Raw genomic sequence first — 17116 nt, forward strand, 5'->3', positions numbered from 1 at the left:
CCGACCGTACATCCGCTTTGGTTCGGAAAGCAGCCACGTGAGATGCTAGACACGAACCGCCGCTACCCGCCTCCAGCAGGACTCCCGCGCCGCCGGCTCAGCAGCGGCATAGTCGGTCGACCCTGACAGATAAATTCCCGCCGACGTCAACGCCATTTGCGGCGATAGCGAAGAGCTGAAGTCCGTATATCTCCACCAACCTGTTATTCGACAAGTAAGTAGTCAATTAATATTTGTTACAACGTTACCCGCGCTCCACAATAGGGCGAAAAGGAGAACGTGCATGACAAGGGAGTCAGGTCCATTGACAGAGGCTGGTACGCCTGAAAACTCTGTAGTTGCAGAGGCGCTACCGCCCACAGTTCGCTTGCAAGTCAGTGCTGCGAAAAAACTAAACCTCGCAGCCTTCCAGAACGCAGTACCTGCGTTGCACGAATTGGTGATCGTCAATGAGACCTCGTCGCTGATCAGCGAGTTGACCGTTCAATTGATTTCCGAGCCGCCCTTCGTAAAGCCTCGCGTCTGGAACGTGGAATCGGTCGGCGCAGGCGAGAGTTATCACCTGCGTGATCTCGACGTTCAGCTGGACGGCGCTCTCCTTTCGCTCTTGACGGAAGCTGAAACAGCTTCTCTGCGCTTCGAATTGCGCAGTCGCAAGCAATCAGATGAAGTTCTTGCGAGGCACGAGTCCGCTGTAGAACTTCTGGCGCGAAATCAATGGGGCGGCATTGGTCACTTGCCAGAGATGGTGGCGGCATTCGTGCAGCCGAACGACCAGGCTATCGACCGGTTGCTCAAAGGTGCCGCCTTGGCATTGCAGACGGGAGGAAAGTCAGGGTCGATCGATGGCTACACCCATGGCTCGAAACGGGCATGGGAGCTGGCGTCGGGTATCTGGGCTGCAGTGCTGCAGCGCAAGCTCAACTACGCGCTGCCGCCCGCCAGTTTTGAGCACACTGGGCAGAAGGTTCGCAGCCCTTCGCAGGTGCTCGATGGCGGCTTAGCCACCTGCCTAGATCTTGCGCTGATGTTCGCAGCATGTCTGGAGCAGGCGCACCTCAACCCCTTGCTGATATTCACACATGGTCACGCATTTGTCGGCGTGTGGCTGCGGGACGAAGAGTTTTCTACCTCTGTGGTCGATGACATCACAGCTGTGAGAAAGCGCTTGAAGCTGCAGGAAATGTTGGTCTTCGAAACAACCCTCGCGGCTCAGGGACAAGCTGTGAGTTTCAGCCAGGCCATCGCCCACGCAAACCGTCAGTTGTCGGAGGAGGAAGAAGACAAGTTTGAACTGGTCATCGACGTGAAGCGTGCGCGCATGTCGCGGATTAAACCGCTGGCTCAGGCGCACGCTATCACAGAGGCGGTACCGGTTGAGGCGGAATCAGAGGTAGCGATCGGTATTGAGGATGCCCCGGATCTACCCGACGACGCCATCACAGATACGCCGACATCTGAACTCGATCCCAGAGACCGACTGGCCCGGTGGCAACGCAAACTGCTTGATCTGTCCCTACGAAACACACTGCTGAACTTCAAGCAGGGGAAGAAGGCTTTGCTGCTGGACGTGGCAGCACCAGAACTGGAAGACACCCTAGCAGGCGGGCAAACGATCAAGCTGCTGCCCAGCCCAGCACTCATGCAAGGGCAGGACCCTCGCAGCCAACAGCTACACGAGGCCAGAAGCCTTGAAGACCTTCGCAAAGCGCATGCAAAGGACGCCCTGAAGCGCCGTGAGGTATTCATTCGGCTGGAAGATCAAGAACTGGAGGGACGCCTAGTTGATTTGTATAGAGGCGCCCGCAATGCGATGCAAGAAGGTGGTTCCAACACACTGTTCATCGCGCTCGGTTTCCTAGTCTGGACCCGCCCTGACAAGACGGACTTTCGGGTTAAAGCGCCCTTGATCCTGCTACCCGTCACTCTGAACCGAAAAAGCGCCCGGTCGGGATTCACTTTACAAGAACATGAGGATGAAGCGCTGTTCAATCCAACATTGGTCGAGATGCTTCGGCAGGACTTCCAATTGGAGCTGGGTATTGCCGCTGGCGACCTGCCACGTGATGAGTCTGGTCTGGACATCGCTGGCATCTGGAAGCGAGTTCGCAACGCCATCAAAGACATCCGGGGCTGGGAGGTCAGCGAAGACGTTGTGTTGTCGATGTTCTCCTTTGCCAAGTACCTGATGTGGAAGGACTTGTCAGATCGCACCGAAGACTTGCGCAAGTCGCCAGTGGTGGCGCACTTGATTGACTCGCCGCGCGAACCCTACCCATCTACAACGCCCTTCCCCGAGACCCGGAGGCTGGACATTGACTACCCACCGCAGCAGGTGTTCAGCCCACTCCCCGCAGACTCGTCCCAGCTGTCTGCCGTGATGGCTGCTGCCAGAGGCAAGGACTTTGTTTTGATCGGTCCACCAGGAACCGGCAAGAGCCAGACCATCGCCAACCTGATCGCCCAATGTCTGGCTGAAAACAAGCGCGTACTTTTCGTGGCAGAAAAGATCGCTGCGCTGGATGTCGTCTTCCGCCGTCTGCGCGAAGTGGGGCTGGGGGAGTTTTGCCTCGAATTGCATTCAAACAAGAGTCGCAAGCTCGACGTGTTGAGCCAGCTCCAGAAGTCCTGGGAGTCCAAAGGTGAAGTAGACGCAGCCACCTGGGAAGCCAAGGCCCGGCAACTGGGTCAAGTGCGCGAGCAACTGTCCACCTACGTTGAGCGCCTTCACCACCGCCACAGCAACGGTTGGACGATCTTTAAAGCCATCGGGTGTGTCGTTGGAGGCGATGCGTTGCCTGACCTGCGATTCAGCTGGGCCTCTCCACGTGCGCATGACGAGGCTGCACTGACCGAACTGCGAAATCTCGCCGGTAGGTTGCAGGCCAACGCTGCGGCTGTGAACCCTGATCAGTTGCTGACCGGCCCCCTGGTGTCTGTACACGTCACGGAATGGTCCGCCAAGTGGCAACAGGAAATGGTCAGGTCTGCACAGACGCTGCAAACCACCAGCCGTGGCTTCCAGGCTGCAGTGCTAGCCCTGGGACAACTACTCGGCATGGAATGGCCAGCGCTGCACCGTCAAACTCGGTCAGCGCTCGGTGTACTTGCCAAAGCCTTGCCTCAGGGATCTTCTCAAGACTGGAGTTTCTGCGCACTGCCGGACAGTGAGACCATCTGTGACGCCTTGAAAACCGGAAATGATCTGCTTGGCCAACACCGGGAGATCTCGTCGAAGATGTCCGCTCCGTGGCCGGTCGAGCTGCAAAATCCCCTGTCTAATGCGCTCGACTTGCTCGACAAGCACCGAAACCTGCACGCGGAACTTGGAGCGCCCTGGCCACCTGCCGTCAGCGATGAGATCGAACGCGGGGTGCAGTTGATCGAGGAAGCGAGTCAACTGCGCGCAGGTCTTTCCGTGAAGTACGGATCAGGCGTGGGACAGCTTAATGTGTCGCAGCTGCAGCGCGATTGGGCCAAGGCCGAAAAAGCGCTCTGGCCGATGTCTTGGCTGGGCAAGCGAAAAGTGCGCAGCATGCTTGAGGGCGTCATCGACGGCACCGGTGAACCACGTGTTGCCGATGATCTGTCTGCACTCGTGCGAATCAAGAGCCTGCGCGAAGAGGTCCAGCAACTGAACCCGGGTGCTGCTGCCGAAGGCCTGTGGGCCGGTATCAAGACCCGGGTTGATCACGCCCGCAGTGCCTTAAAAGCCAACACGGCTCTGCATGCCGCACGCATACGAAAGCCATTTGCGCTGGAGGGTCTGGATGCAGCATCAGAGGGGTACTGCGGGGAGCGTTGGACACGCGAGGTTCAACGCCTGAAGACCTTGTTGGACCTGGACCATCGCTTGAACGAGTGTGCATCGCTCTCGGAAAGCAGCCATGGACTTTGGCAAGGGCACAGCACCGATGCCGCAGTTCTTCGTTTAGCAATCGCATTTGAACGCGAGCGATTGGCCTTGGTTCAGAGAGGCACCTTGCAGGCACCCCACCAGGATGTGACCGAAGGGCGATGCGGCACCGCCCTACAACAACAGCATGAGTGGTTGCAGAGACGTGGTGCAGTGGAAGCACGGCTGCTTTCCATGACTGGTCTCGCTACCGAATGCCCAGGGGTCTGGAATGCATTAGATACTGACAGCGACGGGATCGAGCGAGCGCTGAAGTTCCATGCCTCGGTGAAAGCTGGCTTGTCTGGCCTTGGGCTGGATCCTTCTGTCGCAGCCGCAGCGCGTCGCAGCTTGCACCAGGTGCTGGCAATGCGCCGCTCTGAACTGGGTGACTCCGGCACAATTGGGCGAGCCTGTCATGGGGTTATGGCGAAGCTGGCAGACCTCAACAGTGCGACAGAACAGTTTTGCAGCAACGCAGCGCAGCCAGACACCGTCCATCACGCGTTCGCAGACCTTGAGCCCGTTGTGCTGGTTGAGATGGCAGGGCAATTGGAGTCTCATCATCAGGGCCTGCACGCATGGTGCGCCTGGCGCCATGCTCAGGTCGATGCACGCAATGCAGGACTCCCGGCACTGGTGGGCGCTATCGAGGCAGGTGATGTGACCCCAGCGCAGGTGCCCGCCGCGTTTGACGTGAACTATGCCCGCTGGTGGCTCGCGGAAGCGGTGGACGAGGACGAGGTTCTCAAGCGATTTGTCTCCGCGGAGCACGAACTTCGCATTCAGGAGTTCCGCGCCCTGGATGAAGAGTTCACCCAGGTGTCCCGCGAATGGATTCGGGCCAAGCTGTGCGCCAATCTGCCGGCAACCGATAGCATCCAACGTAACAGCGAGTGGGGCATCCTGCGCCACGAGATCACAAAGAAGAAGCAGCACAAACCGCTGCGCCAACTGCTCCAAGAGATCCCATCGGTCGTTCTGCGGCTGACCCCGTGTTTGTTGATGAGCCCGTTGTCGATTGCTCAGTACCTCTCGGCCGAAGCCAGCAACTTCGACCTGGTGGTGTTCGACGAGGCCTCGCAAATTCCGGTGTGGGACGCCATCGGCGCCATGGCTCGGGGCAAGCAGGTGGTGATGGTGGGTGATCCGAAGCAACTTCCTCCCACCAACTTCTTCGGCCGCAGTGAAGGCACCGACGGTGACGACGAGGTCGTGGAAGGCGATCTGGAGAGCATCCTCGACGAGTGCCTGGGGGCCAGCCTGCCCACGCGCAATCTGTCTTGGCACTACCGATCGCGCCACGAAAGCCTGATCGCCTTCAGCAACCACCGTTATTACGAGGGTGGCCTTGTCACTTTTCCATCGCCCGTCACCGACGACCGCGCAGTCAGCTTTCACCTGGTGAAGGGGCGCTATGAAAAAGGCGGTGCCCGCATCAATCAACCAGAGGCCCAGGCACTGGTTGCCGATCTGGTGGGCAGACTCAAGCAACCGGGCTTCCGGGAGTCCGGTATGACCATTGGCGTGGTGACATTCAACTCCGAACAGCAGGGACTGATCGAAGATTTGCTAGACGATGAGCGCCGAAAAGACCCCGGCTTGGAGCCCTACTTTTCCGAAATGGAACTGGAACCTGTGTTCGTGAAGAACTTGGAGAGTGTGCAAGGTGATGAGCGCGACATCATGTATTTCTCGATCACCTACGGGCCGGATATGGCCGGTACCGTGTCCATGAACTTCGGCCCGCTGAACCGCGACGGCGGTGAGCGGCGCCTGAATGTGGCAGTGACGCGCGCTCGGCACGAATTGCGGGTGTTTTCTAGCCTCCGTGGAGACCAGATGGACCTGTCTCGTACCAAGGCGAACGGCGTCCGCGATCTGAAACACTTCCTTGAGTTTGCAGAACTCGGGCCTCGCGCTTTGGCAGAAGCGCACCACGGCAGTCAGGGTGATTTTGAAAGTCCTTTCGAAGCCGGTGTGGCCACTGCGCTGGGACGCAAAGGTTGGCAGGTGCACACCCAGATTGGTGCTTCGTCGTTCCGCGTGGACCTGGGCGTGGTGCACCCGGACTTTCCGGGCCGCTATCTAGCGGGGGTGGAATGTGACGGGGCAACCTACCACCGCTCCGCTACCGCACGCGACCGGGACAAGTTGCGCGAACAGGTACTACGCGGACTTGGCTGGGAAATCGTGCGCATCTGGTCTACTGACTGGTGGGTTAATCCGGGCGGTACCCTGGAGCGTGTTCACGCAGCGCTAACGGAACTGCTTGAGAAAGACCGGGGACAGCGGGCCAATGAAGTTATCGAGCGACCTGACGAGGCTGCCACCGAGCCGAGTGGTACAGATGTCACGCCTACCCTTGACGTGATCAACGAGGCCGAAGCAGCTATTGCACGCGCCGCATCGGGCCTTCGACTGCCCGCCGAAAAGACAGAGGTGGTCTATGCACGCGCGGCTTCGCCTTCACCAATTGCGGAAAATAAGACTCCTGACGACCAAAAAGATCACCGTTTTCAGGTATCGCAACCCAGCGACGCGGTACCCGCGGAAACCATCTCTGCTGACATGTTCTACGAGCCCAGCTATGACGTGGTGTTACAGCAGATGGTCGAGTGGATAGTGACGCGCGAGGGACCTGTGTTAGATACGGTTCTGGCCCGACGCATCGCGCGGGCTCATGGTTTTCAACGCACGGGTAGTCGAATTCAAGAACGGATCGAGAAGGTCGCGCAACGGCTTTTTAAAACCACAGAGGAAACTGGTGGAACCTTCTACTGGCCTCGTGAAGTTGAGCCGTGCGAAGAAATACCTTTCCGTCGTTCAGCGGACGACGACAGCGCACGGAGCGTCGAAGAAATCTGTACGGCTGAGCTTTTGTCGCTTGCCCGCTGGGTGTTGCACCGAGGGATCTCCGAACAAGAATCTGTGGTTGCGATGGCTCGCGAGTTGGGCATGCAGAGGCTCCGCGAGGCAAGCCGCATTCGAATTGAAAACGCACTCCTGATGGGACGCGAACTCAAGTAGGTTGAAGGTGCTTCAGGACACTTCAACTCTGTGTTGACCGAGAGGGTGTTGTGTAAAAACAGGCGTCATTGCGCTGGTGGCTACGCGCGACAGAGAAATATATTTAGCGATTGGCGTGAACAAGTGAAGGACGTAGCCACTGGCCTATCTTTTCGCTGCGAATCATCAAAGAGAGGGATGACATGGGATTGAGTTTTTCGCGAAGCGTGCGATTTGGCGGGGTGCGCTTCAACTTTTCTGGTTCGGGCATAGGGGTTTCGGCGGGCATCAAGGGCTTGCGCGTTGGCACAGGCCCCCGTGGGGCGTACATCAGTGCCGGTGTTGGCGGCTTTAGATATAGAACCAGCTTGGGCGGAAATCGCAAGTCATTTGCAGCGTTAGCTGCGACCGACCAAGTGCGCACTCCCATGCCTCACGTGTCGCCACCAGCTACGCCGGACGCGAACATCGTTCATTCAGTGGAACACGATGTGCAAAGCGTTCTAACCTTGGCCGATTCCAACGGTGACGAACTGCTTGATGCCATGAACGAGCAGGCGAAGAAAGTGCAACTCTGGCCATTCGTTGGTGTAGGGCTTCTCCTTCTCTTTCTCTGGGGTCGGCAGTTTGTGCAAGGCTGGCCGTCTTGGATAGCTTGGGCTCTTTTTTTGCTCGGCGTTGCGCTAACTGCATGGGTACGCCATCGGGATCATATGAAGCGATTGACGGTTCTTTTCTTTGAGCCAGACGACAGGACGACACAGGCGTTCGCTGCCGTCGTCGAAGCAGCAGAGCGGACGGGCTCCATTCAAAAGCTCCGCTCCGTCCTAGAAACTTCTACATACGCAGACTCAAAGTACACAGGCGGTGCGGCGCACGGGTTGAAGTTCGGTAAATCTTCGAGTGTGGTAGGTCAAGCGCCGGGTGTCTTGGCCAATGTGGACGTGCCCGTCTTGTCAAGTGGCCGAACGACATTGGCTTTCTATCCGGACCGCGTGCTTGCCTTCCAGGGGAAGTCGGTCGGTGCCGTCAGCTATGCAAATCTGAATATAGAGAGCTTCCCATCGCAGTTCATTGAGCATGAGTCAGTACCTCGCGATGCGACCGTCGTTGATCACACATGGCAGTACGTCAACAAGAAGGGCGGACCTGACCGGCGATTCAAAAACAACCGACAGCTCCCTGTCTGCCGCTACAACAGACTGCATCTTTCTTCGGGCCATGGCCTCGACGTTCGGCTGATGGGGTCCCGCGATGGCGCGTTCAACGATTTCGCACAGGCAATTCAACAGCTCGCGCGTTTACATTGAGGTGGCGCGTAAGCCTCCAACTTGCTGGACGGCACCTTCGTTATTCGCCTCGGTCAAAGACAGTATTGCAGCGATAGCGGACCTTACATTGCTCCTCTTCAATGACCGCTGCGCACTTGAAAGCAGACATGGCTTGGGACGTTCTTGGGCTCAGCTATTACCGAGGAACCTCCGCAGTGCATTGCGCGAGGAAGACTTAACCTCAATCAACAGGTCAAGGGGCCGGAACGAAGCGGATCTGCCCTGACGTGACCGCGTCCGGATATCTTGTCCTGATTGCGTGGAGCCTGTCGGTGTCGGAGCAAAGAAGAACGAATTCTAGGCCTGAGTGAATCGGCGTAGTGATCTCATCGCACAGGTCAAAGACGACCGACATCATCACCATCGAATCGAGATCCACGAATACGGTTCTACAGGTGCCCGGCCAACTCAATGCCGGTCGCCCTTGCGACCATGCGACATGGTTGAAATGAGCGCTGCACTGGTTGACAATGTTGCGCAGGTCGGGGATCTCATGAGGCACATGAACTCGGATGCTGTTACCCTTTCCTGTCGTCGAAGACTTGATCTCGACGTGGCCAGAATCAACATGGCGGACCAGAAATTGCTTGTAAGAGAAATGGCCTCCTCTTCCGTTGTCGCTCAGCACGGATAGGTCGAAATTATTCGCGTCGTCGCCATACGAGACGCCGCTAAGCCCGAATTCAATCCAGACGTTCCGGGCTCGACCATGCCGAAACGCGTTGGAGGCCACTTCTAAAAGAAGGGAAGTTAGGTCATCGGCAAGCCTCGCGTCAACAGCAACGGCGTTGGTACGCAGCGTGGTCGACGCCAAAAAACGAGCTGAAAATGAAGCCTCCAGTGCCGCCGTGTATTTAGGTTCATTTGGGTCGAAGTGGTCCAGGCTAATCTCAATGCGCTTGTCATTCAAGGAGTGGATCAAGTTGGTTGCGGCGGTCTTAGTCTTCTCCGGTAAGTCGGGCAGCCTGCTTGAATGAAATGCTGTGAGCAACGCCTTTATGACAGTAGCGGCGCTACCTGCAGCGCCTCTCTGCTCATCGCGCCCCTCCATAACCGTCGCGAAATCGGACACCGCCTTGACGATCAGCCAAGGAACGTTCTTGCAGTCCGGCACGAGTGCGAAGCCTTCCATCTCGCCACCCAAAACCGTCGGGCATTGCGACAGTAATGCGTCTCGTGCCTTCTCGTCACTCAAGCGAACTTCGAGTGAGACGAGTTGACCGCATTTCGGCTTCGGCTCAACGGCGGAGATCAGCGCCTCCATGTCGAGCAATGATTTGAAGGGATAGAACTTAGCGACGCTGCCATCTTCCCTTGCAGTCGATCGATTCGCAGATTGGATGTCGCCACTGACAATGACATCCCCAATCTGGACGAGGTTTGGATTGCCCCAACAGACCCCGCCGATTACGACCAGGGCTGGCTTCGGGTAGTTCGCTTCCATCAGGTACCGCGAAGCAAATCGGGTTGCGGCATCGGCACTGGCGTACCCACCATCGCCGTCTAACACGACGACGAGACTGTCATCTGAGTGGCCGAGAAATGCGCGAAAATTCGGCGAGCCGGTCGTCAGCTTCTGATGAATTTTGAGCATTCCGAGAATCGCTCTCCGCTCGTGAGAATTGGTTGTGACGACGAGCACGTGGTTCTCATGCAAGGCCAACCAGTTCTTGCTCAACTTCTGCATTGTTGCTCCCTTGGTTCGAAAATTCTCTCGGTGACGGCGCTCATCACTTTGCCATCCGTGTTCTAGCTGCAGTGCCGTGTAAGTGCTTTTTGCTGCAACGCCATTGTGGGAAGCAGTCGGCATCTGACACATCCTCAAAGTCGTGGGGCCGGTGGTGCACGAGCAACTTCAGCACTGCATCCCGCGAGCAGTATCTGGCTGCAAAGGGTTATAACCAAATGGAATCTCTCGGGTTCTATCGGTACTGACCGAGTCGGCTCAACCAGTCGATTAAGCTGAAAGCTTGCGTGAACTTCATTTTTTTTAATTTCAAGATAGGGCCAGCGAGGAACCCTTGCAACGGTGGTGGTAGACATATTAGTTCGCATAGCAAGCGGGCGTTGACGGAAGGCCTGGCGATTTGGAACTGCAAAGCGGCAATAGGTGTGACCATGGGAGCCGCTTGCAACAATGTCAACGGAGCCTCATGCGCTAGCATCTTTGCCCACTGGCAATGAAGGAAGCAAGCCGCCGCGTGAAACGGTGATAAGCACATAAGGGAGGCAACGTTGAAACTCATAGTTCCGCCTGTATTTGGTGTCAACGAAAAGTACCGGCACGGGGTAGTGCGCCAAGTGCTATTGGAAAAGCAAGTACTGTCTGGTCGGTTCGTAAGGTTCATAACGGACAAAGCGACCTGGCTTCGGTTTACGCCAGACGCTGGCGGGCCAGATATTCTCCTTTTCAAGAAGGTGCCTGACGGCTTCGCGATGCCGACAGATGTCTCGGTCTTGGTGAAGTCCAGCCTCCCCGCCGAGGTGCTGCCGGAGATTGACGCGCAAGAGGCCCTATGGGACCAGCACCCGCTCTTGAGCGCAACGGCCGGTTTGGACGTTGCCGGTCGGGCGCAACGTGCTCGCGAGTCCTGGCGGGGAGCGTTCCACTACGTCGATGAGGACAGCGCCGCAAACGGTGCAATCGCGCTTCGTCGTCCCCAGGTTGGGGCGTTGCATGCCATCCATGCGCATTGGTCGGTAAGCGATGGCGTAGCGACCATCGTGATGCCGACGGGGACGGGCAAGACCGAGACAATGCTCGCAACCACAGTCTCCAGCCAATGCCAGCGCATTCTCGTTCTCGTGCCGACGGACACACTTCGAAGCCAGGTCGCACAAAAGTTTGTCACGCTTGGAATACTGAAACTGGAAGAGAGCGCCATTCTCGATGCGGCGGTTCAGCGCCCGGTAGTCGGCATCATGACCTCCGCGCCCCGTGACATTGGCGAAGTCGACGCCTTCTTTACCACCTGCAATGTGGTCGTCACTACCAGCCAACTCGCGAGCAGATTCACGCAGGAGGTTAAGAAGCGCATTGCATCGCTGTGCAGCCACTTGTTCATCGACGAGGCGCACCACGCAGAGGCACCGACTTGGAAAGATTTCAAGGAGCACTACGCTGACAAGCGCGTTCTGCAGTTCACTGCCACTCCTTTCCGAGAGGACCACCGACGCATCGACGGAAAAATCATCTACGTTTATCCATTGCGAAAGGCCCAGGCAGAGGGCTACTTCAGGCGCATTCGCTTCAGTCCAGTCTCTGAGTTCGGGTTCAAGAAGGCAGACCGGGCAATCGCTCAGCAGGTGTTGAAGGAGCTGGACACGGACGCCACAGGAAAACATGTGGCCATGGCCCGAGTCTCATCGACTGACCGAGCAAACCAAGTTGCTGCGATTTACCAGGAGCTCGGCCGCTTCAACCCCGTAGTCCTTCACACAGAGATTTCTACGACAGAGCGCAAGACGGCCCATGCAAAGCTGCGCTCTGGCGGGTCCCGCATCGTCGTATGCGTGGACATGCTGGGAGAAGGCTTCGACATGCCGGAACTGAAGATTGCCGCGTTCCACGACCTTAGGAAGAGCTTGGCGGTAACGCTGCAATTGGCAGGTCGATTCACCCGAGCGCGGAGCGACCTGGGCGACCCTGTTTTCATTGCGAACACCGCAAGCGTCGACCTCACCGAAGAATTGGAAAAGCTCTACTCGCAAGACCCCGATTGGAATGAGCTTTTGCCGGAGCTTAGCGAAGCGGCCATCGCAGATGAAGTGGGCGCGCAGGACTTCATGGCAGGATTCGTGGGCAACCTTGGCGGCATCCCAATGAAGGAATTGAACCCGTCCGCGAGCACCGTGGTCTTTCAAACTGCCTGTGCGAACTGGACTCCGAAGAGGTTTCGGAAGGGTATCCGTGGAGCGACCAAGTATGAACAGGTGCATTCCTCTCTCAATGAGAAGGAAAACACGCTCGTCGTTATCACTGCAAACCGACATGTGGTGCCGTGGACCGCGGTCTCGATTGTTCAGGATTACTCCTGGGAGCTCTTCATCGCCTACTGGGACAGAGAACGCCAGCTTTTGTTTATCCATGGCTCCAGTAACAGCAGCGAATTCAAGGACCTTGCGAAGGCGTTGGCTGGAGATGACGTCACTCTCGTCGTTGACCCCGTTGTGTACCGCACCTTCCACGGTATCAATCGGTTGCTATTAACAAACGTTGGACTCGACGAGCATTTCGGCCGTCAGATTCGGTACACCGGGCGAATGGGGGCAGACGTTGGTTCACGGTTGTCAGAAAGCACAAAGAAAGGTGCACGGAAGGCTGTGCTGGCGGGCGTCGGGTATGAGAATGGCTCGCGCACCACTATTGGCGCGGCCAAGCGCGGCCGCGTTTGGTCTGCACAGCGTCTGCGTGTTGACACGTTCACGGCCTGGTGCCGCAACATCGGCGGGAAGATTGTTGACGAGACTATTGACCCGGAAGAGGTCCTCAAAGGGACGCTTATCCCGCGCCAGGTCGATGCTCGGCCCAGTGTCGTGGCCATCGGCATTGACTGGCCATCAGATGTCCTTGACGTTGTTGAGTCGATGACCACAGTCGTTTGGCCGTACGGCGCAGAGAACCGACTCACCGACCTGGGCATTGAGTTGATCGAAAACAGCGCCGACAAGCCCATCGTGTTCAGAGTCTTTACCGATGAGCGTGAAGTGCGCATACGGCTCGAATTGTTCCGCGTCAGCGAGTCGGCGACTGACTTCAAGTTCGTTTACGAACGAAGAGACACCGCTCGTATTCGTCGTGGCGGCGAGCGTGACCTCTGCGAATATTTCACCGAGAAGCCTCCCACTATCTGGTTTGCCGATGGTTCTTCCTTGGAGGGCAATCTCTACGTCGAACTTGTGAAGGCTTTGGAGCTGTACCCCGTCGACAAGCTCGTAGCAGTCGACTGGACGGGCATTGACATTACTAAGGAATCGCAGCGCGACGAGAAGCGGCAGGACTCAGTCCAGTACCGCGTCATTGACATCCTGCGGAAGAATGGTAACTACGACGTTGTGTTCGATGACGACGGCTCCGGCGAGGCGGCAGATGTCGTTGCCATTCGCATTGACGACCCGAAGAACCCCAAGCGAATTGAAGTGGAGTTGTACCACTGCAAATTCTCGATGCACTCTGAAGCGGGCGCACGAATTGATGACCTGTATGTGGTGTGCGGCCAGGCCCAGCGCAGCATCGTGTGGCTTCATAACCGCGACCGTCGTAAGGACCTCTTTAGCCATCTGTTGAAGCGCAACGAACAGCGTGTGGACGCCGGGCGTCCTACGCGATTTGAGGTCGGAAATGACACGCGGCTCATCCAGCTTCGCGATCTGAGCAAGCGTTGCGAGCTACGACTCTCTGTATTTGCGGTGCAGCCCGGTGTCTCACAGGCCAAGGTCAGCCCAAGCCAGCTGACGCTCCTCTCGGTGGCGGACCGATTTCTCCAGGAAACCTATCAGCTTGACTTCCATCTGTGGTGCAGTGCCTGAAAAGCGCATTTGCAGACTTGGTCACTGGCTGCTATTGGCAAATGCGGTCGCTCCGAGCGCCGACTGGCAACGGCTGCAACCAGCCTAAAGCCGTCTCATGGCCTGTACTTTGTGCCTGTATAACTCATCGACGAACCACAGCTACACTCTCGCAGCCTTCTCGCAGAGCAAAAAAATGAACCCTAACAACAAGGGGACCAGGCCACAGCCCAGTCCCCTTCTACATTCGTGGCCAACCCCACAGTCTCCAGGCCTCACCCCAGCCTGCACAACTCCATGTTCACCTTCACCAGTTCCGACTCGTGAACCCACCCGAGGGTCGAGTCCGGACCGAACTCCTTGTCATTGACCCCCTTCAACTGCACCCACTCCTGAAACCGTCCCACCACCCGCAAGGTAAACCCCTTCATCAGGATCATCTTGGGCTTGGTGTCCTCGTGCGGTACAGCCGTGTCAAACACACGCGTGCCCAAAAACACCGTGCGGTTCTTCACCTCCTTGCTCAGCGGACGCACGCAAGCCGAAGTCTCCGGCTGCGGTGATTGCGCCCAAGCGCCTTGCACCAGCACGGCACACAAAAGGCCGGCTGCCAACAATAGGTCAGGGCGGATGCCCCGCCTTGCTGTGACTAGAAGCGCTGCTGCCGTGCCCCCTTGAACGTCATCATTCCTCTCTGCCTTCATCGCGTACCTCCTTTCCGCGCTTCCTCAGCGCCCATGTTTCTGCACACACTCGACCATAGCCTTCGCAAAATCCGCCTGCAGCGTCTGCAGCGGAATCCCGCCCCGGCTCTCCGCAAACTCATCCAGGTTCTTGAGGTCGTAGCGCTCACCCATCTTGTCCACCGCGCACTGACAGGTCTTCTTACTGCTCCCGCCATCGGTACAGCCCTTGACCATCATCCGTTCGGTCTTGGAGCCCGAACACCCGGCCAAAGCCAGCGCGGCACCCAACGTGAGTGCCGTGATCGCACCCTTGGAACCACTGATCCACGCTCGCTGACCCGCCACCTGAGTCCTAGTCATTCGCAATCGCATAACCCCTCCTTGGGAAAAAAATTGAGCGCGCACCCAGCCTCCCAGGGGCGCTTGTCGTTTTGCTTACCTGCTCAAAACACCTCACCGCTTGCCACTGTTGGCCATCCCAATCAGCAGCCAGAGCACGATCACTCCCAGACCGAACCAGAAGCCCAGTGAGGCAAAGAACAGATAGACCATCAACCCACCCAGAACCAGCTGAGCCAGTAACGCCATGGCAATTCCTCCTTCCTGGTTTTCAACTGGCCATCACAAATGCCACCATGGCAACGATCAGCAAGCTCCCGATGAACTTGCCCAGACCCGGCAAGACCACCACCGGCCACACCAACCCCTGGCCCAGGTGGTACGCAAAACTCCGGTAGGGCTCATCCCCCCAGTTGTTCGCGTAGACCGCATACAGCAGCCCGATCAAGAAATACCCCACCACCACCCAACGACCCCAAGCAAACCGCTTCATGGCAATTCCTCCCCAAGTTGAAGCACTAACCACTCAAATTCCCCACGGAGTGCGCAAAAAGTGATGCAAACTCCGTAGATGCAAAGAAGGCAAAACCGCATCCTCCCGCGGTGTCTGCCAAACCCACGCCCCCGACCCATCTGCCCGACCCGGGCAACGTGCGCGAAGTCCTCGCGTACTGGATCCGGCTACTGCGTGTAGAAAAAGGCTGGTCCCAAGAGCGCCTGGCCCACGAGTGCGAACTCGACCGCACCTACGTCTCTGCCGTAGAGCGCTGCCGCTGGAACATCGCCCTGGCCAACATCGAACGCATTGCCCAAGCCTTGGGCGTGGAGTCCTGGACCCTGCTCAAACCCCCAGAGCAGGCGATCAAGCCCGCGCGCAAAGCCGCCCGAAAGACCCTCACCAAGGTTTGACCCTGCGGTCGACTGAGAAGGGATCACTTCCTTCATTGCGAAGTCACCGGCTTCCCCTCCCGCGTGAGCGAACCCTGCTGGTACACAAACTCCACCATCTTCAGAGCCGCCTTGCGCTGCTCTTCCTCAGGTTCAAACGGCCCCGCAAAGCCCAACATCCGGATAGACAGTCGGGGCGTCTGGTTCCGCTTCTCCTCGACCACAGCAAACACGAGGTCGGAGCAGGACCCAAACTTCGGAGACACCTGCACCCCCTGCGCCGACAACACCAGCACCTGGAACAGGGCAGGGCAGGCGGTGCCTGATCCGCTTTGCAGCAACAGCACATCTTCTGCACCCACCGGGGCGTTGCGCACGATGCTCACAGGCTCTTCCTGGGCCGGTAGAAAGGTCTGTCCATTCACCAGCACCGCGAAATCACTCTCTTGGACTACCACCTCCCCAAACCGGGTCTTGACCCGGGGCTCTGGTGCTTCCAGTGCCGACTCCACCCGGGCAGGGCCCGCATCGATCATTCCCAACCAGGCGGACGGCGACACACTGAACCCCAGTTCGCTCAAGACCTTCGTTGCAGGGGCCTGGCTATCGAGCGGCCTGGCCCGTACCCCCTCCACCAGACACGGCATATCCCGCACACACTGCGACAACAGCCGCTGTCCCAGAGGACCCTTCGGATCGAACACATAGGCCACCAGATCCCCCGTCTCCGGGCTGACCTCAAACACCGCCCCTTGTTCTCCTCGGCGATCCAGCACCCCAGCGATCTCCAGAAACCCCGACACCGTCTGTACCGGCAACTCCGGCGCCTCGGCCTCTTTGCGTTGGCAACCGCCCAGCAACCCAGCCAGGCCCAACACCGCAAACGAAACAACCACCAGGCTGCGCGCAAGCCGCATCCTTCCAAACTTGGACTGCATAAAGCTCCCTCTCTATCGGTTAATGATATGTGATGCAAATGCATCAATTGAACGCCCGCCTAAGACCATCGGTTGACCAAATGCTGAACGGGCAGGGATGAAGGAAGTGGCTGCGAGATCTTTGCCGCAGCCCAGCCGCTGTCGTGTGTGTGGCTCCACATGGAGCGTGACATCCCTGCCCGTGACCAGCTGACTCCCTGCGCATCCGCGCAAACGCTGGTGCCTTGGTACGATCCCCAGAATCCCAAACCAAGACCGCCACCAAGAACAGATCCCCCCTGACTGAAGAACCTGAATCCCGCCTTCCCGATGAACCCGTCCACCACCCGAAACTGCTGCGGATACTGTGGTGCCACCAGCTACCACCGGGTGGTCGCACGCGACGAGACGGGCGCCATGCGCTACACCGACACCCTGCAATGCACAGGCTGCAGCCGCGAGTTCGCCAATCTGGACATCTGGCGTCAGGGCGGGGCGCAGACGCCCACCCATTCTCCAGTGGTCTCTGCCCCTGCACATTGA

At 57.9% G+C, this 17116-nt stretch carries 11 protein-coding genes; 5 read left to right on the forward strand and 6 right to left on the reverse strand.

What is annotated here, in order from left to right; all coding sequences use genetic code 11:
* The first annotated feature begins 283 nt into the window (after nucleotides 1-283).
* Both CLU87_RS03310 and CLU87_RS03315 read left to right on the forward strand, forming a co-directional pair.
* On the forward strand, nucleotides 284-6925 hold the full coding sequence (locus CLU87_RS03310; protein WP_099729500.1) for a DUF3320 domain-containing protein: 6642 nt from the start codon (nucleotides 284-286) through the stop codon (nucleotides 6923-6925).
* A gap of 182 nt (nucleotides 6926-7107) precedes the next feature.
* Nucleotides 7108-8214, forward strand: a complete 1107-nt coding sequence (locus CLU87_RS03315; protein WP_099729501.1) for a DUF4236 domain-containing protein — start codon at nucleotides 7108-7110, stop codon at nucleotides 8212-8214.
* Nucleotides 8215-8428: 214 nt separating this feature from the next.
* On the opposite strand, the gene CLU87_RS03320 is transcribed toward CLU87_RS03315, so the two are convergent.
* On the reverse strand, nucleotides 8429-10045 hold the full coding sequence (locus CLU87_RS03320) for a 5'-methylthioadenosine/S-adenosylhomocysteine nucleosidase (RefSeq protein WP_143227236.1): 1617 nt from the start codon (nucleotides 10043-10045) through the stop codon (nucleotides 8429-8431).
* Nucleotides 10046-10470: 425 nt separating this feature from the next.
* Between CLU87_RS03320 and CLU87_RS03325 the strand changes: the two genes are divergently transcribed.
* Nucleotides 10471-13764, forward strand: coding sequence for a DEAD/DEAH box helicase (locus CLU87_RS03325; protein WP_099729503.1), 3294 nt, complete (start codon nucleotides 10471-10473; stop codon nucleotides 13762-13764).
* Nucleotides 13765-14018: 254 nt separating this feature from the next.
* On the opposite strand, the gene CLU87_RS03330 is transcribed toward CLU87_RS03325, so the two are convergent.
* The 4 genes from CLU87_RS03330 to CLU87_RS03340 all read right to left on the reverse strand — a co-directional run bounded on the left by CLU87_RS03330 (nucleotide 14019) and on the right by CLU87_RS03340 (nucleotide 15261).
* Complete coding sequence (locus tag CLU87_RS03330; RefSeq protein ID WP_099729504.1) at nucleotides 14019-14447, reverse strand: hypothetical protein; 429 nt, start codon at nucleotides 14445-14447, stop codon at nucleotides 14019-14021.
* A 24-nt stretch (nucleotides 14448-14471) separates the two neighbouring features.
* Nucleotides 14472-14789 carry a hypothetical protein gene (locus tag CLU87_RS03335; RefSeq protein WP_099729505.1) on the reverse strand — a complete coding sequence of 106 codons (318 nt, stop codon included), beginning with the start codon at nucleotides 14787-14789 and terminating at the stop codon, nucleotides 14472-14474.
* 93 nt (nucleotides 14790-14882) lie between these two features.
* Nucleotides 14883-15017, reverse strand: a complete 135-nt coding sequence (locus tag CLU87_RS23590; protein ID WP_255409856.1) for a hypothetical protein — start codon at nucleotides 15015-15017, stop codon at nucleotides 14883-14885.
* Between the two features lie 22 nt (nucleotides 15018-15039).
* Nucleotides 15040-15261, reverse strand: coding sequence for a hypothetical protein (locus CLU87_RS03340; RefSeq protein WP_099729506.1), 222 nt, complete (start codon nucleotides 15259-15261; stop codon nucleotides 15040-15042).
* A 110-nt stretch (nucleotides 15262-15371) separates the two neighbouring features.
* Between CLU87_RS03340 and CLU87_RS03345 the strand changes: the two genes are divergently transcribed.
* Nucleotides 15372-15677: a helix-turn-helix domain-containing protein gene (locus CLU87_RS03345; RefSeq protein ID WP_099729507.1), complete on the forward strand. Its 306-nt coding sequence runs from the start codon at nucleotides 15372-15374 to the stop codon at nucleotides 15675-15677.
* A 32-nt stretch (nucleotides 15678-15709) separates the two neighbouring features.
* On the opposite strand, the gene CLU87_RS03350 is transcribed toward CLU87_RS03345, so the two are convergent.
* Complete coding sequence (locus CLU87_RS03350) at nucleotides 15710-16594, reverse strand: hypothetical protein (protein WP_099729508.1); 885 nt, start codon at nucleotides 16592-16594, stop codon at nucleotides 15710-15712.
* A 309-nt stretch (nucleotides 16595-16903) separates the two neighbouring features.
* On the opposite strand from CLU87_RS03350, the gene CLU87_RS03355 reads away from it, so the two are divergent.
* Entirely contained in the window at nucleotides 16904-17116 is a 213-nt protein-coding gene (locus CLU87_RS03355; RefSeq protein WP_099729509.1) for a hypothetical protein, read from the forward strand.

This window comes from Acidovorax sp. 59, assembly GCF_002754175.1.
GTDB classification, from domain to species: Bacteria; Pseudomonadota; Gammaproteobacteria; order Burkholderiales; family Burkholderiaceae_C; genus Acidovorax; species Acidovorax delafieldii.

Excerpts from the sequence above, each read along its gene's own strand:
- CLU87_RS03310 (WP_099729500.1), top strand. The coding sequence starts at position 284 with ATGACAAGGGAGTCAGGTCCATTGACAGAGGCTGGTACGCCTGAAAAC.
- CLU87_RS03315 (WP_099729501.1), top strand. The coding sequence starts at position 7,108 with ATGGGATTGAGTTTTTCGCGAAGCGTGCGATTTGGCGGGGTGCGCTTC.
- CLU87_RS03320 (WP_143227236.1), bottom strand. The coding sequence starts at position 10,045 with ATGCCGACTGCTTCCCACAATGGCGTTGCAGCAAAAAGCACTTACACG.
- CLU87_RS03330 (WP_099729504.1), bottom strand. The coding sequence starts at position 14,447 with ATGAAGGCAGAGAGGAATGATGACGTTCAAGGGGGCACGGCAGCAGCG.
- CLU87_RS03335 (WP_099729505.1), bottom strand. The coding sequence starts at position 14,789 with ATGACTAGGACTCAGGTGGCGGGTCAGCGAGCGTGGATCAGTGGTTCC.
- CLU87_RS23590 (WP_255409856.1), bottom strand. The coding sequence starts at position 15,017 with ATGGCGTTACTGGCTCAGCTGGTTCTGGGTGGGTTGATGGTCTATCTG.
- CLU87_RS03340 (WP_099729506.1), bottom strand. The coding sequence starts at position 15,261 with ATGAAGCGGTTTGCTTGGGGTCGTTGGGTGGTGGTGGGGTATTTCTTG.
- CLU87_RS03350 (WP_099729508.1), bottom strand. The coding sequence starts at position 16,594 with ATGCAGTCCAAGTTTGGAAGGATGCGGCTTGCGCGCAGCCTGGTGGTT.
- CLU87_RS03355 (WP_099729509.1), top strand. The coding sequence starts at position 16,904 with ATGAACCCGTCCACCACCCGAAACTGCTGCGGATACTGTGGTGCCACC.